This window comes from Turicimonas sp. TL08 (genome assembly GCF_054660695.1).
The window spans coordinates 1-25,301 of sequence record NZ_BAAGDP010000006.1 but is presented as its reverse complement, the minus strand read 5'-3'; the positions used below and the strand labels follow the sequence as shown (position 1 = coordinate 25,301).

The 25,301-nt window shown below is 44.0% G+C and carries 20 protein-coding genes; 13 read left to right on the top strand and 7 right to left on the bottom strand.

Annotated features, from left to right (window positions below; all coding sequences use genetic code 11):
- Positions 1-69: 69 nt before the first annotated feature.
- Positions 70-840: a sulfite exporter TauE/SafE family protein gene (locus ACYQ4O_RS04355; protein ID WP_460174862.1), complete on the bottom strand. Its 771-nt coding sequence runs from the start codon at positions 838-840 to the stop codon at positions 70-72.
- A 132-nt stretch (positions 841-972) separates the two neighbouring features.
- On the bottom strand, positions 973-1,920 hold the full coding sequence (gene hslO, locus ACYQ4O_RS04350) for an Hsp33 family molecular chaperone HslO (RefSeq protein WP_308514360.1): 948 nt from the start codon (positions 1,918-1,920) through the stop codon (positions 973-975).
- 138 nt (positions 1,921-2,058) lie between these two features.
- Between hslO and ACYQ4O_RS04345 the strand changes: the two genes are divergently transcribed.
- The 9 genes from ACYQ4O_RS04345 (at position 2,059) to ACYQ4O_RS04305 (ending at position 11,208) form a co-directional block, all read left to right on the top strand.
- Positions 2,059-2,913 (top strand): PHP domain-containing protein, encoded by an 855-nt coding sequence (locus ACYQ4O_RS04345; protein WP_460174861.1) that lies wholly within the window; start codon positions 2,059-2,061, stop codon positions 2,911-2,913.
- A gap of 18 nt (positions 2,914-2,931) precedes the next feature.
- The gene (locus ACYQ4O_RS04340; RefSeq protein WP_308514364.1) at positions 2,932-3,555 is read left to right on the top strand and encodes an L-threonylcarbamoyladenylate synthase; all 624 of its coding nucleotides are present in this window, start codon (positions 2,932-2,934) and stop codon (positions 3,553-3,555) included.
- 49 nt (positions 3,556-3,604) lie between these two features.
- Positions 3,605-4,258, top strand: a complete 654-nt coding sequence (locus tag ACYQ4O_RS04335; RefSeq protein WP_308514366.1) for a site-2 protease family protein — start codon at positions 3,605-3,607, stop codon at positions 4,256-4,258.
- Between the two features lie 14 nt (positions 4,259-4,272).
- Positions 4,273-4,878 carry a class I SAM-dependent methyltransferase gene (locus ACYQ4O_RS04330; protein ID WP_460174860.1) on the top strand — a complete coding sequence of 202 codons (606 nt, stop codon included), beginning with the start codon at positions 4,273-4,275 and terminating at the stop codon, positions 4,876-4,878.
- A 75-nt stretch (positions 4,879-4,953) separates the two neighbouring features.
- Entirely contained in the window at positions 4,954-5,835 is an 882-nt protein-coding gene (dapA, locus tag ACYQ4O_RS04325) for a 4-hydroxy-tetrahydrodipicolinate synthase (protein WP_308514369.1), read from the top strand.
- A gap of 95 nt (positions 5,836-5,930) precedes the next feature.
- The gene (gene bamC, locus ACYQ4O_RS04320) at positions 5,931-7,106 is read left to right on the top strand and encodes an outer membrane protein assembly factor BamC (RefSeq protein WP_308514371.1); all 1,176 of its coding nucleotides are present in this window, start codon (positions 5,931-5,933) and stop codon (positions 7,104-7,106) included.
- Between the two features lie 133 nt (positions 7,107-7,239).
- A complete protein-coding gene (locus tag ACYQ4O_RS04315) occupies positions 7,240-7,782 on the top strand; it encodes an FKBP-type peptidyl-prolyl cis-trans isomerase (protein ID WP_460174859.1) in 543 nt (180 codons plus the stop codon).
- 307 nt (positions 7,783-8,089) lie between these two features.
- Positions 8,090-9,925, top strand: a complete 1,836-nt coding sequence (locus tag ACYQ4O_RS04310) for a carbon starvation CstA family protein (protein ID WP_308514375.1) — start codon at positions 8,090-8,092, stop codon at positions 9,923-9,925.
- A gap of 176 nt (positions 9,926-10,101) precedes the next feature.
- The gene (locus ACYQ4O_RS04305) at positions 10,102-11,208 is read left to right on the top strand and encodes an amidohydrolase (RefSeq protein WP_460174858.1); all 1,107 of its coding nucleotides are present in this window, start codon (positions 10,102-10,104) and stop codon (positions 11,206-11,208) included.
- 56 nt (positions 11,209-11,264) lie between these two features.
- On the opposite strand, the gene mutS is transcribed toward ACYQ4O_RS04305, so the two are convergent.
- Both mutS and ACYQ4O_RS04295 read right to left on the bottom strand, forming a co-directional pair.
- Positions 11,265-13,904 carry a DNA mismatch repair protein MutS gene (gene mutS, locus ACYQ4O_RS04300; protein ID WP_460174857.1) on the bottom strand — a complete coding sequence of 880 codons (2,640 nt, stop codon included), beginning with the start codon at positions 13,902-13,904 and terminating at the stop codon, positions 11,265-11,267.
- 95 nt (positions 13,905-13,999) lie between these two features.
- Entirely contained in the window at positions 14,000-14,920 is a 921-nt protein-coding gene (locus ACYQ4O_RS04295) for an inositol monophosphatase family protein (protein ID WP_308514380.1), read from the bottom strand.
- 91 nt (positions 14,921-15,011) lie between these two features.
- On the opposite strand from ACYQ4O_RS04295, the gene ACYQ4O_RS04290 reads away from it, so the two are divergent.
- Positions 15,012-15,791, top strand: coding sequence for an RNA methyltransferase (locus ACYQ4O_RS04290; protein ID WP_308514382.1), 780 nt, complete (start codon positions 15,012-15,014; stop codon positions 15,789-15,791).
- 42 nt (positions 15,792-15,833) lie between these two features.
- Entirely contained in the window at positions 15,834-16,544 is a 711-nt protein-coding gene (cysE, locus tag ACYQ4O_RS04285; RefSeq protein ID WP_460174856.1) for a serine O-acetyltransferase, read from the top strand.
- A gap of 56 nt (positions 16,545-16,600) precedes the next feature.
- Here cysE and ACYQ4O_RS04280 read toward each other — a convergent pair whose 3' ends face one another.
- From ACYQ4O_RS04280 to ACYQ4O_RS04270, 3 genes are all read right to left on the bottom strand, one after another.
- On the bottom strand, positions 16,601-18,436 hold the full coding sequence (locus ACYQ4O_RS04280; RefSeq protein ID WP_460174855.1) for an AMP-dependent synthetase/ligase: 1,836 nt from the start codon (positions 18,434-18,436) through the stop codon (positions 16,601-16,603).
- Between the two features lies 1 nt (position 18,437).
- The gene (locus ACYQ4O_RS04275) at positions 18,438-20,315 is read right to left on the bottom strand and encodes an AMP-dependent synthetase/ligase (RefSeq protein ID WP_460174854.1); all 1,878 of its coding nucleotides are present in this window, start codon (positions 20,313-20,315) and stop codon (positions 18,438-18,440) included.
- Between the two features lie 130 nt (positions 20,316-20,445).
- The gene (locus ACYQ4O_RS04270; RefSeq protein WP_460174853.1) at positions 20,446-21,315 is read right to left on the bottom strand and encodes a hypothetical protein; all 870 of its coding nucleotides are present in this window, start codon (positions 21,313-21,315) and stop codon (positions 20,446-20,448) included.
- A 1,160-nt stretch (positions 21,316-22,475) separates the two neighbouring features.
- Between ACYQ4O_RS04270 and ACYQ4O_RS04265 the strand changes: the two genes are divergently transcribed.
- A complete protein-coding gene (locus tag ACYQ4O_RS04265) occupies positions 22,476-24,506 on the top strand; it encodes a ribonucleoside triphosphate reductase (protein WP_066591770.1) in 2,031 nt (676 codons plus the stop codon).
- Positions 24,507-24,540: 34 nt separating this feature from the next.
- Entirely contained in the window at positions 24,541-24,714 is a 174-nt protein-coding gene (gene nrdD, locus ACYQ4O_RS04260) for an anaerobic ribonucleoside-triphosphate reductase (RefSeq protein ID WP_143597725.1), read from the top strand.
- The last annotated feature ends 587 nt before the right edge of the window (positions 24,715-25,301 follow it).

Here is a 25,301-nt window from a genome sequence, read left to right as displayed (position 1 = left end):
ATTCTTCTCTTTTCACTTCATATAATCTATGCAGGCACCTAAGGAGCCTGTTTCTACATTTAACAAGGCTTAGTTGCTTGTTGTGACCAGCTTGACGATAAGTGAGATCATTAAAAGTGTAATCACGAGGTACAAGGCTTTCCTAACGACTTTAGGCCCAATTTTTATAGCGTACTTTGCACCGATCCGGTTTCCTAGAATACTTGCTGCAGCGCAAGGAATGGCCAAAGAGTAGGCTACGGTACCCGCTGAAGCAAAAGTACACACCGCTCCGAGGTTGGCAAAGATATTGAAGATTTTTGCCGTTCCCGAGGATTTAACTAAACCGGCTTTTAATAAAACATGAATGCCGATAAGAAAAAAGCTTCCGGCTCCGGGTCCGAAAAATCCTTCGTACATCCCCACCGTAATCCCAATCAGAACGGCCTTCCATCGCCATCCTTTAACATCCTCAACTTCTTTGTCAATTTTGAAAGTGCCGCTTAGTAAAGAAATGGCAAGACCGACAGGAATCAATCCAACCATGATGAGGGTCATTTTTTGATTATCAATAGATAAAGCTATCCAAGAACCAAAGACTCCTCCGACAAAAGAGGAGACTGCGCCAATCAAAGCTACTTTCCCGATAATCTGTTTGTTCTGCCAAAAAGTAAAAAGGGCGACGGAAGAACCGCACATGGAGGCAAGTTTTGTTGAACCTAAACAGAAATGGGCCGGAACGCCAAGCATTAAAAGTGTTGGGGTTGTAATAAGTCCGCCTCCTCCGGCGATCGAATCAATGCATCCTGCGATAAAGAAGGCAAGACAGCAGATGAGGATTAGGGTTAGAGTAACTTCCATAGTTTAGAAATGTTAAGAATTTCTTGAAATTTTAAGAATAATTCTTAGCGGTAACGACTTTTCCTTCTTTTCTCAGAAGAAATCCTCATAAAAAAGCCTCCCGGCAAAGGAGGCTGGAATTAGGAACTGAAATTACTGCGGAGTAGATGGAACATCCTCCTTCGATACTGCCATTGGGCTGTCCTCGAGGAAGAGTGCTTCAATATCGGCCGGAGAATAGGTAATGGTTTTGTTGCAGAATTGGCACGTAACTTCAATCTTGCCTTCGGCTTTCAAAATGTCTTCCAATTCTTTTTTACCTAAGGACTTCAGCATGGCATCGGTTTTTTCCTTTGAGCATCCGCATTGAAACTGGATATCTTCCGTACCAAGCAGCTGAATTTTTTCTTGCCAAAAGAGTCTGCGCAGAATGACGTCCTGACCAAGTGTGAGAAGCTCATCTTCTTTCAAGGTTCCGGCAATCTGCGAGATTCTCGGCCATGCGTCCTTGTCCATGTCTTTGTTGGCTGTGCCGCCGTCTTCCGGCATTTTTTGAACCATCAGGCCGCCGATGATTTTGTCTGTGGAGGCCAAGCAAATCTTAGTTGGAAGCTGTTCGCTTTGTTCCATGTAGTTTTCTAAGATTGCGGCAATAGACTCGCCCACCAAAGGAACTACACCCATGTAGGGCTGGTCGGACGGTCTTCTGTTGGCAGGATCAAGAATAATGGCACACTGGCCCTTTGCATCGGCATTAATCAAGTCTTGGAAAGATGCGTCGTTGGCAATTTCGGCATCTTCTCTTAATTTAGCCATGGCACGAACAGTTGTACGGTTTTTTACTTCAACTACAACCATCGAGACAGGTCCTGACCCCTTGACTTGAACAATCAAGGAACCGTCAAACTTAATGGTGCTTGATAAGAGGAGGGCACCGGCAGTAAATTCGCCGAGCATCTTGTTGACTGAAGCAGGATAATTCTGGAACTGAGTCATTTCCTGCCATTGGTCTTCTAATTGAACGACAGCTCCTCTAACCGGAGCATCTTCAAACATGAACTTGGTAATTTGATCAGGAAGTTTTGTAATTTCTTCAGACATTCAGGTCTCCTTAAAGTTTCTCAAATTCTAAAAAAATATTTGGCTGCTTAAGTAAAGACTAGTTCAGTTTGGTCATCTGATTAATGATTTGTTTTAAAGTGGTAGTCTCAGTCTTGTAGAACTTCCGTTCGAATCATTATGGATTTAAGAAGTATAGAAAAAAGTACGGTTGTCCCTGATTTGCATATGCATTCCGTCTTTTCAGACGGAAATTACACTCCTGAGCAGTTAACTGACATGGCTTCGGAAAACGGCGTGAATTTAGTTTCGCTGACCGATCACGATGAAATTGCAGGCAATGAAAGGATGCAGAAAGCTTGTGAACAAAAGAACATCGCTTTTGCACCGGGTGTGGAAATATCAACCAATTATGCCAACAAAGAAATCCATATCGTTGGATTAAACATCGATACTTCTTGTCCTGAGCTAATTAAGGCTTTGCAAAAAACTAAGATGAATCGCATTGAACGTGCGGAGGCCATTTCTAACAAACTGAAAGAAATGGGTTATTCGGGAGCTTTGGAAGGTGCAATGAAATTTGTCACTAACCCTAATTTGGTCTCAAGAATTCATTTTGCAAAATGGTTAGTTGATATTAAGGCTGCCGCTACTATTGACAGTGCGTTTGAAAAATTCATTGGTTCGGGAAGACCAGGTTTTGTCCCTCTTAAAGCTCCGACTATTCCACAAGCCGTTAATCTAATCAGGCAATCGGGAGGGATACCTGTATTGGCTCATCCCGGCCGTTATGGGCTAAAAGATTGGAAACTTCAAGCACTGTTGGACGAATTCAAGAATGCCGGCGGTAAGGTCATTGAAGTGACGACGGGCAGTCATTCATCGAAAGATAATACAATGATTTGCCAAATTGCCAGAGAGCAAGATTTTATTGCCTCTACCGGCAGCGATTTCCACAGATTAGATACAAGATGCCCAATCGGAAAGCAAGGAGATATACCTTCTGACTTAACTCCGGTTTGGTCACTTTTTTAGAGAAAAGGATAAAAATAAATGGGATATATTTTGAATGTCATGCCTGATTCTCCTCAGCCCCACAGAATAGAGCAGGCTGCTCAGCTGCTGACAAAGGGGGAGGTAGCAGTCGTTCCGACTGACACTGGTTTTTCTCTTGTGTGCAGAATGGACGACAAAGAAGGATTGGACAAAATCCGCCTCATCCGCCAGTTAGGAGAAAAAAAGCATTTAACTTTGCTTTGTGATTCATTAAGCCAAATGAGCCAGCTCGCTCGGGTCAATAACACAGGTTACCGCATGGCTAAAAGTGTTACTCCTGGACCTTACACATTTATTTTAGAAGCCACTCGTGAGGTACCCCGCAGACTTTCGCATCCATCTAAGAAAACTATCGGTATTCGAGTTCCGCAAAACAAAGCTTTGAAAGCCCTGCTCGAAAAAATCGGAGAGCCATTAGTCGGCACTACGATGATTATGCCGGGACAGGAAGAGCCTTTGTCCGAAGCATGGGAGATTCAAGATGCTATCGGAGATCAATTGGCTTTTATTCTCGATGACGGTACGGTTGCAAAGGGCGATACCACGGTAGTAGACCTTTCCGGTGACGAACCTGAAGTTCTTAGAGAAGGCCTTGGGGACTGCAAGGCGATCGGCTTTTGATACAACTTTGAACACTTAGAAAAATTTAAATTAAATAAACTTCTGCTTTATGGACATCAATTCAATTATTCAAACAATTACGGTATATGCCATTCCTTTGGTTCTGGCAATTACTATTCATGAAGCAGCCCACGGTTATGTGGCACGTTACTTTGGCGACCAAACAGCATGGATGTTGGGCCGCGTGACTCTGAATCCGATGAAGCATATCGATCCGGTCGGAACGATTTTGGTTCCTGCGGTGTTGCTTCTTGGAAGTGCGGTCAGCGGCTTAGGAGGTATCGTTTTCGGTTGGGCAAAACCTGTCCCCGTCAATTTTAGAAACTTGCGCAATCCAAAACAGTCAATGATTTGGGTTGCAGCTGCCGGCCCAGGTGCAAATCTTCTGCAGGCCATTATTTGGGCTATCCTTCTGAAGATTATCTATTCCATAGGTTTGACTGAGAATTACTTCTATGAAGTTTGTCTTGCCGGTATCAATGTCAACATCATGCTGATGGCATTGAATTTAATTCCGATTCCGCCGTTAGACGGCGGAAGAATCTTGACAGGATTGCTGCCTTCCGGTTTGGCTTACAAATACTCCCGTATTGAACCATACGGGATGTACATTCTTTTCGCTTTGATTTTGACAGGCATGCTTTCTATCGTCATGAAGCCTTTTATGCATTTCGGTCTTTCTATCGTTAAAGCATTCTTATAGGCAATGGAGGATCTATGAGTTGTGAGATTAAAAACGGACCTACTGCCCATTCTTTAAAAGGATTGAAAGGACAGCCTTCAAAATGGCTGGAAAGATTTTCCAGATTATTTCCTAAAAATGCCAAAGTCTTGGATTTGGCATGCGGCTGCGGAAGAAATACTAAATACCTTTCTAAGATGGGCTATGAAGTCACAGCGGCCGATTGGGATGAAAGAGTAAAACCTTACGTAGCTGATTTGCCGGGCGTAACTTTCAAGCAGGTCGATCTGGAAAACGGCACATGGGCTTTTGAACCCGAAGCTTTTGATGTGATTTTGGTCAACTTCTACCTCTATCGTCCGATTCTCAGTTTTTTACCGACCTCTTTGGTTCCGGGCGGATATCTTCTCTATGAAACCTTCATGATGCCTTATCAAGGTTTTGACGGAAACCGAGCCAAGAACTGCGATTTTATTTTGAATCCGTTAGAACTCGCAGATGTATATAGAAATACTATGGCGGTTTTGGCATATGAAGAAACACTCTCGGAGAAGGGTGACTGCTTCCAAAAGATTTTATGCAGGAAACCGATAGATGGGAAAAACCTGCCGGTTGCTTTGTACGACTACGAAAATCTTTAAAAAATCTAATTCTGTAGACTTCGTTCGCTAAAATCTATCTGACAACTAACCTCATTTGGCAATGGAGATGTAGTAATGATTACTGGCAGTATTGTGGCATTAGTCACACCAATGTTTGAAGACGGAACCATTGATTTTGATTCCTACAGAAATCTAATTGAAATGCATATTGCCGCTGGAACCGATGCCATCGTTGCGGTCGGAACCACCGGTGAAAGTCCGACGGTAGATTTTGACGAACATAATGAACTTATTAAAGTCGCTGTGGAAGCAGCTGCAGGAAGAATCCCTGTAATTGCAGGAACCGGCTCTAATTCCACAAGAGAGGCCATTATCCTTACAGAGTATGCCCGCTCAGTTGGTGCCGTGGCCAGTCTTCAGGTCACTCCTTACTATAACAAACCGACTCAGGAAGGGCTTTACCAGCACTTCAAGAAAATTGCTGAGACGGTAGATCTTCCCATGATTTTGTACAACGTACCGGGAAGAACAGTTGCTGATTTGAAGAACGACACCGTTCTTCGTCTTGTCCAGATCCCCGGTATTGTTGGTTTGAAAGATGCAACAGGCGATTTGGCGCGTGCTGCTGATTTGATGAGCCGTCTTCCTAAAGATAGAGAATTCGCAATCTACAGCGGTAATGATGATTCCGCCTTGGCATTGATGTTGATGGGCGGAGCGGGCGTCATTTCCGTGACAGCTAACGTTGCTCCCTCGTTGATGGCTCAAATGTGTGAAAAAGCCCTTGCTAATGATGTTATGGGCGCCCGCGCAATCAATGATCGATTGATGCCGCTTCACAAGCAGCTTTTCTGCGAGCCTAACCCGGTGGCTCCGAAGTGGGCCCTCCAGAGAATGGGCTTGATTCCGGGAGGAATCAGACTTCCACTGGTTCCGCTCGCACCGTCAAAACGTGAGCAAGTGGAGCTTGCTCTGCAGATCGGCGGGTGCATTTAATACTTATTCAATAACAGGACAGTATGAGATAGAATCTCATACTGTCTGTTAGTAATGTAAACTAAGCCCTTCCCAGGGTTTTTGGAGTTTTATAAATGGGTCAGTTTCCCGTACGCACAACATTGGTAATGGTTTTGGCTGCTTCTTTAAGCGGCTGTTCTTATTTAGGATCAACCTTTACCAATGAAAAAATTCAATACGAAACTACAAGTACCAGAGCACCTTTGGAAGTGCCTCCTGACTTATCTCAGCTGCCTTCCGATGATCGATTTGTCGTGCCGGGAAAGACTCAGGTTGTGACTGCTACTCAGATTTCTGAAATCGAAGAAGCACGCCGTGCATCCAGCGGCGCTCAGACTGAAGTTGGAGTTGCTCCGGTTTTACCGTCTACCGTCGTTGCCAAGATTGTGAAAGACGGTTCTGACCGTTACATTCAGGTTAATATGGCTCCTGATGCTTTGTGGAACGCCGTACTTGACTTCTGGCCCTCTGTCGGACTTCAAGTTGAAAGGGAAGATCCTCGTGCAGGCATCATGGAGACTAACTGGGCAGAAAACAAAGCCAATTTGCCGCAGGATATTATTCGAGCAACTTTAGGAAAGATTCTTGACTCTGTTTACTCCACCGGTGAAAGAGACAGATACCGCACCCGTTTGGAAAGAAATGCTCAGGGCGGAACGGATATTTATATTACGAACCGCCGCATGATTGAGGTCTACCAAAACGGTAGAGACGGCCAGACAGCTTGGCAGCCGGGGGCTCCGGACAAAGAGCTGGAAGCAGAAATGCTGACTAGACTCTCCTTGCGTTTGGAAAACGAGTTCAATCCGAAGCAGAAGACAAGAGAAGAAGTTGATACTTCCGCTCTTAAACCTGTCGCAGCACCGGAATATATGAGCAAGGAAATCAAAGGTGCAGACGGCAAAACAGAAGCTTTGGTTATTGACGAGCCGTTTGACAGAGCTTGGAGAAGAGTAGGCGTCGGTTTAGATCGCGTCGGCTTCAATATCGAAGATCGAGACAGAGCTGCCGGCACATATTTCATCCGTTACTTGGATCCGGAATACGAAGCTAAGAAGCATAGTGACGAAGGCTTGTTTACACGCTGGTTCGGAAAAGAAAAAGCCGTGGAAGCACCGATTTATAAGGTCGTCTTAGAAAACAACGGAGACGGCAAGACTCGCGTTACCGCTGCTCCGGAAAGCGAAAGAACGGATCCGTTAAGCACTTCTTCAAGAATTCTCAATCTTCTTCAAGAGCAAGTTAGATAACTATTTTTGAAGCTTAAAGACAGGACTTTGATTTTTCATTGGTCCTGTTTTTTTACGCCCATTGATGGTATTTCTAACGTCGGGGCTGAAAAACGATGAGTAATATAACGAAATCGAAAATGAGAGAAATAGCATGGCGAAAAATACTAATGTCGAGACAGTAGTAACGGTTGATAGTGTTGTGAAAGTAAAGATGAAAGTCACAACTGCCGGTAAAGACTTTGAAGAGGAAACAGAGGATGACGGAAGTTTTATCCTCATTGGACACAACGACACGCTTCCTGCCATAGAAAAAGCTTTAATGGGGAAAAAGGTCGGTGACAAAATCCATCTTAAACTTGAACCTGACGATGCTTTCGGAGAGTCTGACCCAACATTGATTATGGCTGTTCCAAATTCCATATTGGGAGACCATATCGAAGAAGGTATGAAGGTTGCGGGAACCGTGTTGGATCCGACTGACGAGAATATTTATACGGTTCTTGGGCCGGCTAGCTCCGGAGAAACTATCCTTGACGGTAATCATCCGCTTGCCGGAGAAGCTCTTACCATAGATATCGAAATTCTTGAGATTAACAAGCCGACTAAAGAAGAAATTGAAAACATGGAATCTCAGGCAGCTTCTTCCGATTTATTTGAAATTTCTGAAGTTACCAGAGATCAGCTTCCTCATTAAAAATTCAGCATTTAATTCAAATAATTGCCCGCAAATTTGAAGAATTCTCTTTATTGAATTTGCGGGCAAAGTTTGTTCTTTCTCTTCTGCCTGTCCGGTCCTAAAAGCTCCTCTCAGCTCTAGCATAACTACGCTTTAAACATTCGCCCTCTCACCACTTCCTTTTCTCAACAAACTATTTTTGTCAGAAAGAAGGCTCTTCTATCTCAAATTGAGTTCGTATATACCTTTACGGGTTATCCCTGCATAAAATTAGAGTCGTTTATTGCATTTTCTTACAACAGTTACTTTTAGATGAGGGAGGACCATGCTGGACTATCTAACTGGAATCAATGCTGTAACGATTTTGTTCGTATCTTTATGCGTATTTGCAATTGGCTATAGGTTCTATGGGCTTTATATTGCGCAAAAAGTTTTAGTCGTTGACAGCCAACGTGCAACGCCTGCCGAGAAATATGCTGACGGTCAGGACTATGTAAAAACTAATAAATTTGTCCTTTTCGGACATCACTTTGCTGCTATTGCTGCCGCCGGTCCTCTCTTAGGACCTGTATTGGCAGCTCAGTTCGGTTATTTGCCGGGCTTGTTGTGGATTCTTATCGGCTGTGTTCTTGCCGGCGGCGTCCATGATATGGTTGTTCTTTTCTGCTCTGTTCGTCATAAAGGAAAGTCTTTGGCTTATATCGCTTCCAAGGAAGTCGATAAGACCACAGGTTTCGTTGCCAGCTGGGCTGTATTAGCGATTTTGATTTTGACCTTGGCCGGCTTATCCATTGCTTGCGTTAACGCAATGTATAACTCTTTATGGTCAACTTATACGGTAGCAGCCACTATTCCAATTGCGATCTTGATGGGCGGCTATATGCAGTACAGCAAGCATCCGCTTCGAGTCACTATCGGAACAGTTATCGGCGTCATTCTTCTTTTCTTATGTATTCTCACCGGTCCCTGGGTTGCCGAACATCCGGAATACTTCGGCTGGTTGGATATGGATAAGAAGACAATGTCCATCGTTATTCCGGTTTACGGTTTCTTTGCTTCCGTGCTTCCGGTTTGGCTTCTCCTGCTTCCTAGAGATTATCTTTCTACATTCTTGAAGGTTGGAACTATCGTTGCCTTGGCTGTCGGTATTGTTTTCGTAGCTCCTCATTTCCAAATGCCTCCGCTGACTAAGTTCATCGGGGGAGGCGGTCCAATCGTTCCCGGTCCGGTTATTCCATTTATCTTTATTACTATTGCGTGCGGGGCTTTATCCGGCTTCCACGCCACTATCGGTACCGGTACCACACCGAAGATGCTCGACAACGAGAAGAACGTGCTGTTTGTCGGCTACGGCGCCATGCTGACAGAAGGTTTTGTCGCTATCATGGCTTTAATCGCCGCTTGTGTTCTTGTTCCTGCCGATTACTTTGCGATTAACTCCAGTGCTGAGCATTTCCAGGCCTTGGGAATGGCAGTACATGATCTTCCGCGCTTAGAAGCCGAAGTTCAGGAAAGCTTAGCAGCGCGTCCGGGCGGTTCCGTCAGCTTGGCTGTAGGTATGGCCTACATCTTCAGTAAGATTCCATGGATGGAACAGTTAATGGCTTACTGGTATCACTTTGCTATTATGTTCGAAGCCGTGTTTATTCTTTCTGCCGTTGACGCCGGTACTCGTGTAGGCCGTTTCTTCTTACAGGAAATGATGGGTAAGGTTTATCCTAAGTTTGCGGACAAGAATTGGCTTCCGGGGCTGATTTCTACTTCTATCGTCTTTACCGGCGCATGGGGATACTTGGTTTACTCAGGCGATATTACTAATATCTGGCCTCTGTTCGGTATTTCTAACCAGCTGTTAGCCTCTGTGACGCTGCTGATAGGTACAACTATGCTCATTCGCATGAACAAAGCGAAATACGCATGGATGACCGGAGTTCCCGGCGTCCTAATGACCATCATTACGATGTGGGCCGGCGTTTGGCTGATTATGTACCAGTACTTGCCTGCCGGTAAGAATCTACTAGCATTCCTTTCCGCCTTTGTGATGGTTCTAATGGGAGTCGTCATTTGGGGTACGGTCAGAAGGTGGTTTGCTCTTCTGAAAAATCATAATGTCGTGAAAGATGAATACGGCGTAGAAGTAAAAGAAATAGTTCAAGAATAGAAGTACGTCTTTGTTAAAGCCTTCCGGATATGGATTGAACCGCCGGAAGGTTTTTTCATATCTGAGCGTTTTCCATATTTGATTCTTGCTTCAAGCAGCAATACAATCTTGCCATTATCCGATCGGAGGATTAGGCTCTGTTGAGACCGGCCGATCGTCTTATTTAGATTCTCTAAATGACCTACCAAAATTCAGTTTCCTTCAGACGTGACCTTCACGAATTAGCTGAACTTTCCAATCAAGAAAAGAACACATCCGAATATATCGCCGGGAAGCTCCGTGAAATGGGCTTCGATGTTAAAGACCATGTCGGCGGCTACGGCGTAACTGTTGATATTGATTCAGGACGTCCGGGTCCTACGACTATGATTCGCGCGGATATGGATGCTTTGCCGTATCCGGATGAAAACGATCCGGAAAAAACGGTCGCTATCCATGCCTGCGGGCATGATGCTCATTGCGGAATTCTTCTCGGAGCCGCTCAGGAACTCAGAAATACTTTGAAGAAAGGAAAACTTCGCCTGGCATTCCAGCCGGGAGAGGAAAGCCTGACAGGCGCTCAGAACATGATCAAAGACCATGTTCTTGACGGTGTTGATATTGTCGTTGGCTCTCACATTCGACCGGTTCAAGACATTCCGTTCAACACTTTCTGCGCCTCCGTTAATCATGTAGCCTGCGCGACTGCAGAAATTACCATTAACGGTAAAATGGCTCATGCTGCACGTCCTCATCTCGGCATTAATCCGATCGAAGCAGCCAGCCAGTTAATAACGGCAATCGGACTCATTAAAGTAGACCCGAATAAATCTTGGTCTATTAAACCGACTCAGATTCATTCGGAAAAAGGGGCAACTAATTCCATCCCGAACTATGTGAAGGTTATTTTTGACATCCGTGCTCAGGATAATGAAGCTCTCCAGCAAATTCTTGACAAGATGAATGGATCCTGCCGTGCTCTTAAAGAAATTTTCGGTGCAGAGGCTTCCAGCGAAATTATTGACTATTGTCCTGGTCCCGAATACGACCCTGAATTAGTTGATCTTATGAAAAAAACTATCATTGAGCAGTTCGGTGAAAAAGCCTTAGCCAATGACTGTGGTGGCGGCGGTGAAGACTTCCATTTCTACAAAATTGCAAATCCTGAAGTTAGAACCGTCTATTTCGGGGTTGGAAGTGGTGCAACTCCGGGACTTCACGCGAGAGATATGCACTTTGATGACTCGGTTTTATCGTCGGCATCAAAACTCTTAGTGGAATTTATCCGTAAGATTAACGGGTAGCCCCCAATAAATAACAAAGGATGGTGCTTCAAAATTTGGCATCATCCTTCTCTTTTCTAATCCTCTTTAGCCTGCTCCTGCAGCTTGTAGAGTTCTTCCCATGCCTGCTTAGGTGAGAGTTCGTCCAAATCAAGGGCAAGTAAAGAGTTCTTCAACTTGTCGCTGAGTTCTTCCTCCGGGGGAAGGTCTGCTTTTTCCTCTGTGTTTTCTCCTCGTCCCGAATCAAAGAACAAATCTAGCTGAGGTTCATCTGTTTGAGCGGCTTTTTCTTCCAGCATTCTTTGAAGCTTTTGGGCCGTTCGAATTACGGATTTTGGAATTCCTGCCAGCTTAGCTACGGCAATTCCGTAGCTCTTGCTAGCCGGCCCTTCAAGAATCTCATGAAGGAACACTAATCTGGAAGACGAGTCAGCAGCAGATACGTGAACGTTAACGACGCCTGGAATGTTCTTTTCGAGCTGGGTTAGTTCGAAGTAATGTGTTGCAAAAAGCGTCATGCTTTGGCGGTTGATGACTAAATCTTCAGCGATCGCTCCGGCTAAAGAAAGCCCGTCAAAAGTGGAAGTGCCTCGCCCGACTTCATCCATTAGAACAAGACTTTCGGAAGTCGCTTGTCGGAGAATTGCAGCCGCTTCCGTCATTTCCACCATAAAGGTAGACAAGCCTTTGGCCAAATCATCGGAAGCGCCGATTCTTGTCAGAATTTTGTCTATAGGGCCGAGGACGGCGTCTTCGGCCGGAACGTAGCTGCCGCAATAGGCCAGTAACGCAATTAATGCCACGGAACGCATATATGTAGATTTACCGCCCATGTTCGGACCCGTAATAATCATCAGCTTACGCTGAGGATTCATGAAACAGTCGTTAGGCACATAATTGTCAATGGTGTTTTCAACAACCGGATGGCGTCCGCCTTTAATGCTCAGCTCAGGATATTTTGTAAAGGAGGGTTTGACCCAACGGCATAAATCGGCATGAAGGGCCAAAGACAGTAAAACATCAAAAATACTAACGGCTTGAGCCGATAGAAGCAGAGACTGAGTAAATTGCTTGATGGATTCAACAAGCTCGGTATAAAGAGACTGTTGGAGAGATTTGCTTTTCTCGTCAGCGACAATATGCTTTTCCTGATATTCCCTCAATTCCTGGGTGGTAAAGCGTTCGGTTCCTTTAAGTGTCTGCACCCGCAGATAATCTTCAGGGACTTTAGAAAGCTGAGCTTTGGTTATTTCGATAAAGTAGCCGAGCTTGCCGTTATATTCAATTCTTAAATTCGGGATGTCCGTTCGGACTTTTTCTGCCGCTTCATATTCCATGATGTAGCTGCCGCTGTTGTCTCTTAAGGCGCGGTATTCATCCAATTCGGCATTAAAACCCGGGGCAATGACATCGCCGTCTCTTAAGAAAGTCGGCGGATATTCAACAATAGCTTTTTGAAGCAGAGCATGCAGTTCGGAATTTAACGGCATGTCCGTGCCAAGGGAGCGGGATAAAGTCGTATCGACTCCCTTCGCAATATCAGAAAGTTTTTCTAAGGAGGGAAGGGCATTTCTTAGAGAAGCTAGGTCTTTCGGTCGAACGGTTCCTAATGCTATCCGGGTGGCAATTCTTTCAAAGTCCGGAATAGTTTTTAGGATATTCTGGTAGTCGTCAAAAAGATAAGTCTTTTCTAAAAGAGCTTCGATGGTGTCAGCTCTTTCCTGAGCAGATTTTTGATCTCTTAACGGAGAATTTAGCCATGAAGAAAGTCTTCGGCTCCCCATCGGCGTTTTGCAATGATCTAATACGCCGAATAAAGTATTTCTGGAATCTCCTCGAAGAGATTGAGTGATTTCCAAGTTCTTTCTGGAAGCCGCGTCAATGCCGACGGTTTCTTCGTTTTTTTCGACTACGATGTGATTAATATGGCTTAACTCAGTGCCTTGTGTTTGTGCTGCGTACTCGAGGATTGTTCCTGCAGCCGTAATCTGAAGGTCATGACCTTCAAGTCCGAAAGGAAGAAGCGTGGAAGTTTTAAATTGATCTAAAAGCGTTTTTTCGGCACGGATTCTGTCAAAGTTCCAATCCGGCAGAAAATTAACACTGCCGCTGGCAATTATCCGGTTTGTCTCTTCTCTGAATCTTTCCGGCACTAACAGCTCGGACGGGCCGATTCTCGCTATTTCATTTATTAGCTCGTTGCCGTTAACTTCCATCACCTTGAAAACCCCTGAGGAAAGAATAAGCCAGGACAAGGCTACTCGGTCGCCTTTTTTAGATGGATTCAAAGCCATCAAAATGCTTTCGTTTCTTTCTTTCAGGAGGTTTTCGTCGGTCAGTGTTCCCGGCGTGATGATACGAGTTAATTTCCTATCAAGAGGACCTTTCTTGGGATCTCCGATTTGCTCGCAAATGCCCACGCTGACACCTTGATTGACAAGTCTGACCAGGTATTGGTCAAGAGTAACAAAGGGCACTCCGGCCATCGGAATGCGTTCTCCGGATGGAGAGTTGGAGCGAGAAGTAAGTGTAAGGCCTAAAAGACGATGAATTCGTTCTGCATCATCGTAAAAGGTTTCATAAAAGTCGCCGATTCTATAAAGAATCAGAAGGTGCGGATTATCTCTTTTGATAAGGAGGAACTGACGCATCGTAGGCGTGGTTTTTGCATTGAAAGCAGGATCGTTCTCATCAAAATTTAAATAATCTTTGGCCATTTATGACTACCGGATGAACAAGGACAAAAATAATGTTAACGGAAAAAAGAAAGGCCGATCCGAAGACCGGCTTTTACACTAGAAGCAAAACAAAATTACTTCTTCAAATTTCTTTCAACAACGTTGAGAAGGGCAGGGAAGATTCCCGGAGCAGCGGCAACGATTTCATTTTTATCTAGATAGCCGCTTTCACCTGAGAAGTCAGTTACCAATGCACCTGCTTCTTTGGCGATCAAAGCGCCGGCTGCGATGTCCCAAGGTTTGATGCCTTTTTCAAAGAATCCGTCATAACGGCCGCATGCAACAAAGCACAAATCTAAGGCTGCGGAACCAGGTCTTCTCAGACCGCATGTGGATTCCATCATGTCTTTGAGAATATTCATGTAGGACTCATAGTCATCACCTTCTCTGAAGGGAAAACCGGTACCAATCAAAGAATTTCTCAAGATTGTGGCATTAGAGGCACGGATTCTGGCTCCGTCAAGGAAAGCTCCTTTGCCTTTAGTTGCTGTAAATAACTGATTCCTGCATGGATCGTAGACCACGGCGTGAAGCAAATGTTTGCCTTTTTTGCAAGCAATAGACACGGCAAATTGATCAATACCGTGAATGAAGTTCGTGGTCCCGTCCAGCGGATCAATAATCCATTCGTATTCACTTTCCTTGTTGCCTTGAGTGCCGTTTTCTTCGCCAAGGAAACGATGATCCGGATAGGCTTTAGAAAGAGTTTCGATGATGACCTGTTCACAGGCTTGGTCCACTTCTGTTACAAAGTCGCCGGATGATTTGGCGGAAATAGAAAGATTCTTGCGGTTGCCAAAAGCTCGAGCCTGAATTTTCCCTGCTTCGATTGCGGCTCTGACGGCTACATTGAGCATACCGTCATTAAAGCTATGGGAGACTGTAGAAGGTCTCGGCGTTTTATTTTTTTTCGGGGCCGGTTCCGCAGAGCTTTTCTTGGAAGTTCTTTTTGGAGCAGGTGTTTTTTTGCTCTGTTCAGGAGACTTAGTTGCCATGTTTGAATAAACCTTTGAATATCTTCTGAGCTCCGCAAAAGAGCTCTAAATAAATTAATATTGTCAGATTCTAAACTATTGGAGGTTGCATATGGCTTTTGTGCCCCAAGGAGGGCGGGTTAGGTTTGTGTTGGTTGAGCCTAGTCACGCAGGCAACATCGGCTCAGCGGCTAGAGCGATCAATACCATGGGATTTACGGAATTGTATGTGGTTAATCCCAGAGACCGGGACTACAAACAAAATCCAGAGGCCTTGTCATTTTGTACACGTTCGGCTGACGTGCTTTTGTCGTCGATATGTGTACCGGATTTGCAGAGCGCTTTACAGGATATTCAGCTTGCCTATGCTCTTTCGGGCTATGACAGAGAATTCGGGCCACCCTTTGTTTCTCTGACGGATGCTTGCCTAGAGGCCAAGGATGCCTTAGAGGACTCCAATATCCGAGTTGCATTTGTCTTTGGAACCGAAAGAAGCGGACTGACCAATGAACAAGTAAATCAGTGTCAAAGATGTGTAGGAATCCCTGCTAATCCGCAGTGTGACTCTTTGAACCTTGCGCAAGCCGTCCAAGTTACCGCTTATCAGCTTCAAACCGATTTGCGCGGACCCTTATTGAGCAAAGAAAGCCGCCGCTTCAGCTATGGTGAACTTGCGTCCGTTGACTCTATCGAGAAAATGTTCGGACATTTGCAGCAGGCAATGGTTGCATGCGGGGCTTTAGATCCTCAAAAGCCTAAATTCATGATGGAACGGTTCAGACATTTATTTTCCCGGACAGGATTGACCCAGACGGAAGTGGATATGCTTCGTGGAGTCTACTCCTCCATCATTCGTTCAAAAGATGAACGGAAAGGTAGTAAAAAACTGTAAATGTGAAGTTAGAATCAAGGAGGTTTTAACGGGAAGTTCTTCATGATTAACAGTATTAAAGAAGACATCAACAGTATTTACGAAAGAGATCCTGCGGCTCGATCTCGCTGGGAGGTTCTCCTATGCTATTCCGGTCTGCATGCCGTCATCATTCATCGCTTGGCTAATAAACTTTGGAAAGCTGATTGGAAAGTTACGGCCAGATGGCTTTCTCATGTAGGCAGATTTTTAACCGGAATTGAAATTCATCCGGCCGCTGAGATTGGAAAACGTGTTTTGATAGACCACGGTATGGGCGTGGTTATTGGAGAAACCGCAGAAGTCGGTGATGACTGTACGATTTATCATGGCGTGACCCTTGGAGGAACCTCACTTTCCGAAGGAACAAAAAGACATCCGACGATCGGTAGGAACTGCATTATCGGAGCCGGCGCTAAAGTATTGGGAGCTTTTACCGTGGGTGACAATTGCCGAATCGGCAGTAATGCTGTCGTCATTAAGCCGCTTCCCCCTGATTCGACCGCCGTTGGTAATCCGGCACGAATCGTCAAGAGAAAAGATAAGAAAGTTGATGCGGAAGAGCAAAGACAAGAAAAAGCTATTCACGATCCTAAACTTCACGTTCGCATGGCTGCCTACGGTTTTGTAGCAAACGAAGAAGACCCTTACGCAGAAAAGCTTAAAGCGATGGAGCAAAGATTAGAGAATCAAGAAAAATTGATTGAAGAATTAAAAGAAAAAGTTAAAAATTAATATTAAACTTGCAATACAACTAATAAGGCTGCCCGGATGAGCAGCCTTTTTTCTAATTATTTATTTTGCGGAGTTTGGTAAAGTTCTTCCACTTTATCGTGGAAACGCTCCAAAATTTTCTTACGGCGCAATTTCATTGTGACTGTTAGAAGTCCGTTGTCTACTGTCCAATGCTCACGCATCAGAGAAACATTTCTAGGTACGCCGTACTGGGGGAAATTAGAAGCTGACTTCTTTAATCTACGGATTGCCGCTAAGCGGACGTCTCTCCTTGTTAATGAGTTCGGGTTTTCCGGATCCACATTCAAAGAGGCTGCAAATTTTACCCATTCATTTTCATTGACTACAGCAAGAGCTGTAATGAAGGGACGTCCTTCACCTACACAGAGAACTTGTTCAAATAAAGGATCAGATTGGATTGCAAGCTCCAAATCTGTAGGAGGAATCTTTTCACCGGTAGATGTCACAATGATTTCTTTCAATCTGCCGTTGATGCGGATTCTCCCGTGGGTTTCAGAAATGCTCGCTAAATCTCCGGTTTTAAACCATCCATCCTCAGTAAAGACTTCTTTAGTAGCTTCGGGGAGCTTCCAATAACCTTTCATAACGGAGGGAGCTTTAATTTGGAGCTCTCCTGCATCGTCAATTCGTACCTGAACGTTAGGAAGCGGATTCCCGACAGTGACCGGATTATTATTTCCAACGACAGCAACGCTCACAACAGGTGAAGTCTCAGTTAAACCGTATCCTTGTCTTAAGGGAAGCTCTAAAGCACAGAAAAATCTTCCTAAAGAGTTGTTTAAAGCCGCTCCTCCTGCAATAGCTAAACGAACTCTTCCTCCGAAAACCTGTTTGAGTGCGGCAACGAATTTCTTACCGACTGCAGGCCAGAAGACATTGTCCAGCCAACTCATGGAAGAAGAGGGAACTGCCAAGTTGTTTTCACGACAAAATCTTCTCCAGCCGACGTCAATAGCGTGCTCTGCTAAAGCTTTCTTCATTGCGCCTTGTTCAGCTACTTTAGCCAAGAACTTCGAGTGAAATTGCTCGTATACACGAGGAACTGAAATAAAAATTGTCGGTTTAACCTGCTGTAAATCTTCTGCTAGCTTAAGCACGCCGCGAGAAAAAGTTACTTTAGCGCCGGTACAAATAGCCAGGTAATAAGTAACGGTTCGTTCAAAAGTATGAGAGAAGGGGAGGAAAGACAAATAGACGTCATTGTGATTGATATCGATTACTTGACCGCAGCCTTGAACGTTTGAAACGATATTCCGGTGGGTCAGCATAACGCCTTTCGGGTTACCGGTAGTGCCGGAAGTGTATACCACGCAAGCTAAATCCTCCGGAGAAATCTTCGGCTCTGTCAAAGTTTCTTTTTCTCCGGCTTTCAACCAATCTTTCAATGCCACGATTGGAACAGGAGAGTTTTCAGCATGTTCCAAAGTGTCTTCTTTAACCACTACAACCAGCTTTAAGTTCGGAAAACTGTCGCAAGCGCTGACCATGGCGTTCCAGCGTAATGTTTTAGGAACAAAAAGAATGGAAGCTTCGGAGTTGTTAATGATATAAGCACTGCTTGCCGGCGTATCGACGGCATGAAGAGGAACCGGAACACATCCGTTGCCCAAGATAGCCTGGTCTGCAAGGGCCGAGTCAATCGAGTTAGGAAGAAGGACGGCTGCTCTGTCTCCGGGTTTAATATTGGAAGCTTGGAGGGCTTTTCTCCATTTCAGAAGTTCTTCGGCAAATTCCGACCAAGTGACCGAACGCCAAGAATTAGTCTGTTGATCCCATTCTCCATAAGCTTCACGTGAGGGAAATTTTTTTAATGTTTCTTTCAAAAAATCCGGAACTATCGTGATCGGTTCTTCTTGGGATGAGGAGGTCATGTTAGTTGTCCTTATTTTTTCCAAAATCGGTGTACATAGATTCAATTTCTTTTTCAAATTTTTTGTTCAGAATTCTACGTTTAATTTTTAAAGTCGGAGTTAAGGCACCATTCTCGATAGTCCAAGGATCCAGTGTGGCTGTGACGGCTCGGGGTATTCCATATTGCGGGGCACCCTTAGCTGCGGCCTTCATTCTTCTAAGCAATGCTTGTTGTACGGCTTTTTTACTTAAAGAGTCCGGAGAATTAGGATCTAGCTCTAAAGTAACTGCTAAACGCTTCCACTCGTCTTTATTAAGAACAACAAGAGCGGAAATAAAAGGACGATTCTCTCCGATGAGCATAACCTGAGCAAACAGCGGATCGGTTTCAATCAACTGTTCGATATCGACCGGCGGCACTTTTTCACCGTTGGATGTGACGATAATTTCCTTTATTCGTCCCTTGATTCTTAAATAACGGTTCGGAAGGATGTCAGCCTGGTCTCCGGTAGAAAGCCAGCCGTCTTCAGTAATTGCTTTAGCGGTGTCCTCTTTGCGGTTCCAGTAGCCCCGCATAATCTGCGGCCCCCTCACCAGAAGTTCATCTTTGTCCCCGAGTTTGGCTTGAATTCCGGGAAGGATTTGCCCGACGGTCAAAGGATCGTTATTGCCAATTTTATTAACCGAAATAATCGGGGAGGTTTCAGTCATGCCGTAACCTTGATAAATTGGTACTCCAAGTCCAATAAAGGTTTTGATTACTTCAGGGTTGATTGCGGCTCCTCCCGAAACGGCAACTCGGACTCTGCCTCCGAATTGACTCTTTATGTTCTGTCGGACAAACTTCTCGTAAAGAGGTTCCAGAATCTTATCCGTGAATCTAGGTTCTTCGCCCTCAAGACCATTTTCTTTGCAGAATTTTCTCCAACCGGATTCAATGGCCCCCGTAAAGAATTTCCTGGCTAATAGAGATTTGGTCTTTAAACGTTCCTGAATCTTTGCATTTACTTTTTCATAAACCCTTGGGACTGACATCAGAATTGAAGGTTTGACAGTCTTTAAATCATCAACAAGACGTGCGATTCCGCGGCTGAAGGTGACCTGGTTGCCCATTCCTAAACCAATGTAGTAAGTCGTAGTTCTTTCAAACGTATGACTCAGAGGTAGGAAAGACAGCCAGCTGTCTGTGGGTTCAGGTGCGATGTTGTATAGCAGACTGGAGATGTCGCTCATAATGTTTTCATGAGTCAGCATAACGCCTTTTGGTTTTCCTGTTGTACCGGAGGTATAGACCAGGCATGCAAGATCTTCTTGTTTAGGCAAAGGAGGAAGCTCTGAGATTTCCTTTCCGCTAGACAGCCAGTTTTGCAGACTTATGCCTTTAACTTTGCCGTTATCTTCGTCTTCATCGTTGATAAAAACCACCGTTTGCAAATCAGGAAGACCGTTTGTGCCTGCAGCTTTCTCAATAGCATGCCATCGTGCGTGGTTTAAAGTAACCAGGACTTTTGTGCCGGAATCTTGAAGAATGTAGGCGCAGTTGTCAGGAGTATCAATAATATGGAGAGGAACCGGAACAAGGCCGACTAAAAGCGCTCCTTGATCAAAGCAAACTGCTTCGATTGAATTAGGCAAAAGCATCGCAACTCGATCTCCCTTTGTTAAGCCAGCAGCAGTGAAGGCTTTAGCCCACATAACGGAACGATCGTAGAGCTCTTTAAAGGTAAGAGTAACCCAACGCTGCTGAGCAGGATCATATTCGGTGACCGCAGGAATATTGGGTCTTTTATCCAAATGATGGCTTACTAATTCCGGAAGGACAAAAAGTGAGCGTATTTCATTTGCTCTTGTTTTACCGTTTTCAATCATATAAAGCAGAATTCTTACAAAAATAGACAACAAAGAAAGGGAAACCCCTTCTTTGCAAACTCTTACTAATTCAACTTTGCAAGTTTAGCCTAATTCAATGTAAAGGCTCAGATTAATTGTGTAGACAAAGTTAGGATGCCGCTCTTAAATTTGAGAAAAACTACACTAAATTCTTGCGGACTAGGAGCGTTGCGACAACCGAGGCAGGAATATCAATAGATTTTGGTTCTGTTTTGACCGATTTGCCGATAGGCTCAGGTAAGGTCGTACCTAACTGCATATTTTGATTTTCCACGAACTTCAGGACGGAAGTCAGGCATTCCACATCTTTTTCTTTTGCTTTGACTTCCATGATGTTAAGCATAGTCATGCTTTCGTCGTGAAAGTTGGGATAATCTACAAATTGAAAGTCAACCAGATCCTCAACAGATAATTGACCGCTGTCCGCCGTTACATAACGGAATAAATAGGCAAAGACTTCGTTTGAGCAGTCTTTCAGTTCAAACTTGACGGTAAAGTCAAGAATGTCATCCGAGAGCCCCTCAGAAGAGGAGTCTTCGTCAGAAAGATCATCAAAACTTAGGCTTCCGGTTTTAACTGAAGAGACTGTCAGCTCTGATTGCTTGACTCTCTCCCATAAAGCCTGACAATCATATTTCTTTAAACGATAGGACTGAGCTTTAATTCTGAAAGTAGCCTCACCGTCTTCATCATGTCCGAAATCAGCGGTAAAACAGTTGATCAAATCATCGGCATGAGAGAGAGCTTCATTAAAAGAAAAAACTGCACCGGCATCAGACAAGTAAGAAAGATATTTTTCTAATCTTCTGCTGTCATATCCTTTTCTATCCAGTTTTACTTGTTCAAAGGCATACTGACCGGCCAACTGGCTCACAGAGAATTTGTTGCCCGCACTATCTTCGAAACCGCGATGCTGGTTGATGAATTCAGTCACAAATTCCAAAGACTCTTTGCCATATATCGCAAGGCAAATAGGAATATTTGTTTTTGTGTGACTGGTCAAACGCATTTCAGAATAAATATTGTTCGTTTAAGGGATGACAATTTTACAGAGTTCAGAGATGTTTTGCCGACAAAGTGAGGATAGACCCAAGGGAGAGCTTTTGAATAGAGAGAAGATACCTATGAAGTAGTAATTAAGGGACAGATTAATATAAAACATTTAAAATAAAAAAAGTAATTATCGAAGAATAACTATAAAAAAATAACTAATAGTTATTTTATGAAGTGATAAACGCGAGTAACTACTTATTTTTTAAGGATAAATTAGTAATCCCGAAGATGTAAAAATTATAAAAATTAGTGTATTCTGTATGTACTGAAATTGTTGCGTCGCTCCTCAAACAAAACGCATCGGATTCTTTCTGGTTGGTCCCGGAAAAAAATCCACAGTAAATTTAAAAAGGCTGTCGAGAAGTTCGACAGCCTTTTTTCTAGCTTATTATGTTCTTCTCCCGTTAATCCAGATTCGACAGGTACTTTTCTAAGTAAAAAATATTTTATCTTTCCTTTTTTTTAATCGTAATTTCTTTTCATGTTTTAAAAATAATTTTCAAGATCGGAAGTTAAGTAGCTAATGTTTAAAATTTGCAGGAGTAAAAAATAGATTCGATTTAATGCGTCCCTAATTTTTGAAACTAAAAATTCAAAACTAATTAAATATTTCTTTAAAGTATCTTTAATGGATATAAATTAAAGATTAAACTTATTTAACACAAAACTAACTTCATTTTTCCTCTCTCGCTGGTGATGTGATGGAAATTGTGTTTCGGTAAAGATCTTTTATCAAAAATACAACCCGAAAATTCACCGGCTCGAAATTGAAAAAAGATGTACCCATTTAGGGTTTGTTCCATCCAATTCAAAAACAAGCTTTTTTCAATATCTTGTGTGGGGTAATTTTTCCAGGCTCGATAAAGATAAAATACTTGGAAGAATAATAAGTTAGTCTCCCTAAACGGGAGCTAAATGATTGAAGATTGGTTCCGTTTTGATATTCCTAAAAAATTTTTAAACTACTATATATAGTAGTAACTTATATAGGGGGTATCTAACTGTTGTGTTAAAAGCCTCCTCAAAAGAACAAAAAAGAGATAAGATCTGTAGCCCGCAAATTCGAAAATGAGGTTTGCGACAATACTGATTAATTGTTTTTTGGAGGTGTGTTTCATGAACTCTACAGAGGCTTTGCCTAAGTTCGTCATCAAACGTGACGGCAGTGTTAAAGATTTTGATATAACAAAAATCGCCAACGCTCTTGCTAAGGCAGGTAAAGCTACCGGTGAGTTCGATGATGCCACTGCTAATCGAATCACTCATATTGAAGTTGTTCGTCACCTCCAGAAGAACGATCTAACAACCCCGACCATCGAGCAAATTCAGGACGCCGTAGAAAACGCTCTTTTCGATACCGGCTATAGGAAAACTCTCAGAGCCTATATTGTTTACCGTGAACAAAGAGCAAAAATGAGAGATGCCCGCAAGAGCCTTGTGGACGTAGAAAGCTCAATGAATGAATATTTGCTTCAGCAGGATTGGCGCGTCAATGCAAATGCCAACCAAGGATATTCTCTAGGCGGTTTGATTCTGAACGTCTCAGGAAAAGTCGTTGCCAACTACTGGCTTAACTTTGTTTATCCTCCGGAAGTAGGCCGTGCACACAGAGAAGCAGATATTCACATTCACGACTTGGATATGCTCTCTGGCTACTGCGCCGGCTGGTCTTTAAGAAGACTTCTCAATGAAGGCCTTAACGGCGTTCCGGGTAAAGTAGAGGCGGGTGCACCGAAGCACTTAAGCAGTGCTATCGGTCAAATCGTTAACTTTTTAGGCACGATGCAGAATGAATGGGCCGGTGCTCAGGCATTCAGTTCTTTTGATACATATCTTGCACCTTACATCCGTGTTGACAAACTCTCTTATAAAGAAGTCAGACAGTGCATCCAGGAACTTATTTATAACCTGAACGTTCCTAGCAGATGGGGTACTCAGACACCTTTTACAAATCTTACATTCGACTGGACATGTCCGGAAGATTTGAAGCAGCAGGTGCCTGTCATCGACGGAAAGGAAATGGACTTCACCTACGGAGATCTCCAAGAAGAAATGGCCATGATCAACCGTGCCTACATCGAAGTCATGCTTGAAGGCGATGCTAAAGGCCGAGTCTTTACTTTCCCGATTCCGACTTACAACGTTACTCCGGATTTCGATTGGACGAGCGAAAACTCTAAGCTCTTGTTCAGCATGACTGCACGGTACGGGCTACCGTATTTCCAAAATTTCATTAATTCGGAATTGAAGCCGAACATGATTCGCTCCATGTGCTGCCGCCTCCAGTTGGACTTGAGAGAACTCTTGAAGCGCGGCAACGGCCTTTTCGGCTCTGCAGAACAAACCGGCTCTTTAGGTGTTGTCACCTTGAACTGTGCACGTCTCGGCTATGTTTTTGCCCAGGATGAGGAAGGTCTATTCAAGAGAATTGAAGAGCTTCTTGAAATCGCTAGAACCAGCTTAGAATTAAAGCGTAAGGTTATCCAGCGTCATATGGATCAAGGCTTGTTCCCATACACTAAACGTTATCTCGGTACTTTGAGAAACCATTTCTCCACAGTCGGTGTTAACGGTTTGAACGAAATGATCAGAAACTTTACACAGGACGAACATAACATTACAACTCCTGAAGGGCACGCCTTTGCTGCGAAAGTTCTCGACTTCATTCGTGAAAAACTTGTTATTTTCCAAGAAGAAACCGGTCATATGTACAACTTGGAAGCTACGCCGGCCGAAGGAACCACATACAGATTCGCTAAAGAAGATAAGAAGCGCTTTCCGAAGATTCTTCAAGCCGGTACACCGGACCATCCTTATTACACCAACAGCTCTCAGCTCCCGGTTAACTTTACGGATGATCCTTTCGAAGCCCTTGAAATGCAAGAAGATCTTCAGAAGAAGTACACCGGTGGTACAGTTCTGCACTTGTACATGAACGAAGCTATTTCCAGCTCGGAAAGATGCAGCGATATCGTTAGAAGAGCATTGACGAAATTCCGCTTGCCCTACATCACCATTACACCGACATTCTCCGTCTGTCCGAAACACGGATATATCCCGGGCAACCACGAGTTCTGTCCTAAGTGTGATGCTGAATTGATTGCTAAGAAGAGATTGGAACAGTCTTCAGTAACAGATAATTTTTAACATTTATTTTTTAATTTCATAAGGAAGAGTTGCTATGAATACCACAGATAAAGACATCGTTTTGAAAGACGAAGAAAGAACAAAATGCGAAGTTTGGACACGCGTTATGGGTTATCACCGTCCTACTTCTTCTTTTAACATCGGAAAACAAGGCGAATTCGCCGAAAGAAAGTACTTCACCGAAGAGAAATGCGGCTGCTCTAAGTAAGTCCATTTTATTTTGCATAGCTCCGCACTAACTCTGCGGAGTTTTTTTACGTGTGCGCCCAGCAGGGCGTCTCTCTATAGGGTGCAAATCCCGAACCTGCCCGATGAGGGGAAAGGTTAGCGACTCGGCAAGGGTTCAACGGCGACGTTGAATCTGAAGGAAGCTGATAGCAAAATGCATGTTCAACGAACAGGAAGCGGATAGGAGGCGGTCTAGGCGGGTTTGGGGGCATGTATACCCAACGCCCAATACTCATACAGGACCCTAGGACGTAGATCCGATGGACAGGCAGGAAAGAGCGGCGTCATACCTGGGGAGATCTGATTTAATGCCACTGGCTACAGGACTCGAGAGGGAACTGGATGTTAAATCAGAAGTCAGCCGAGGTCATAGTAGGGGTAACTCGAAGGACCGAACATTAACGATGTAAGTAGAGGTGATTAATCTCATGATTATTGCAGGAACTCAGACCAACGCTCTCAGAGCGTCTGTTACAACACAAGGCGGGCAGAACTGCGCGGTGCGGTAGACAGCCGAAGCAAGAGGAGCTAGTCATGGCGAAATCACAATGGACGAAAGCAGAACCT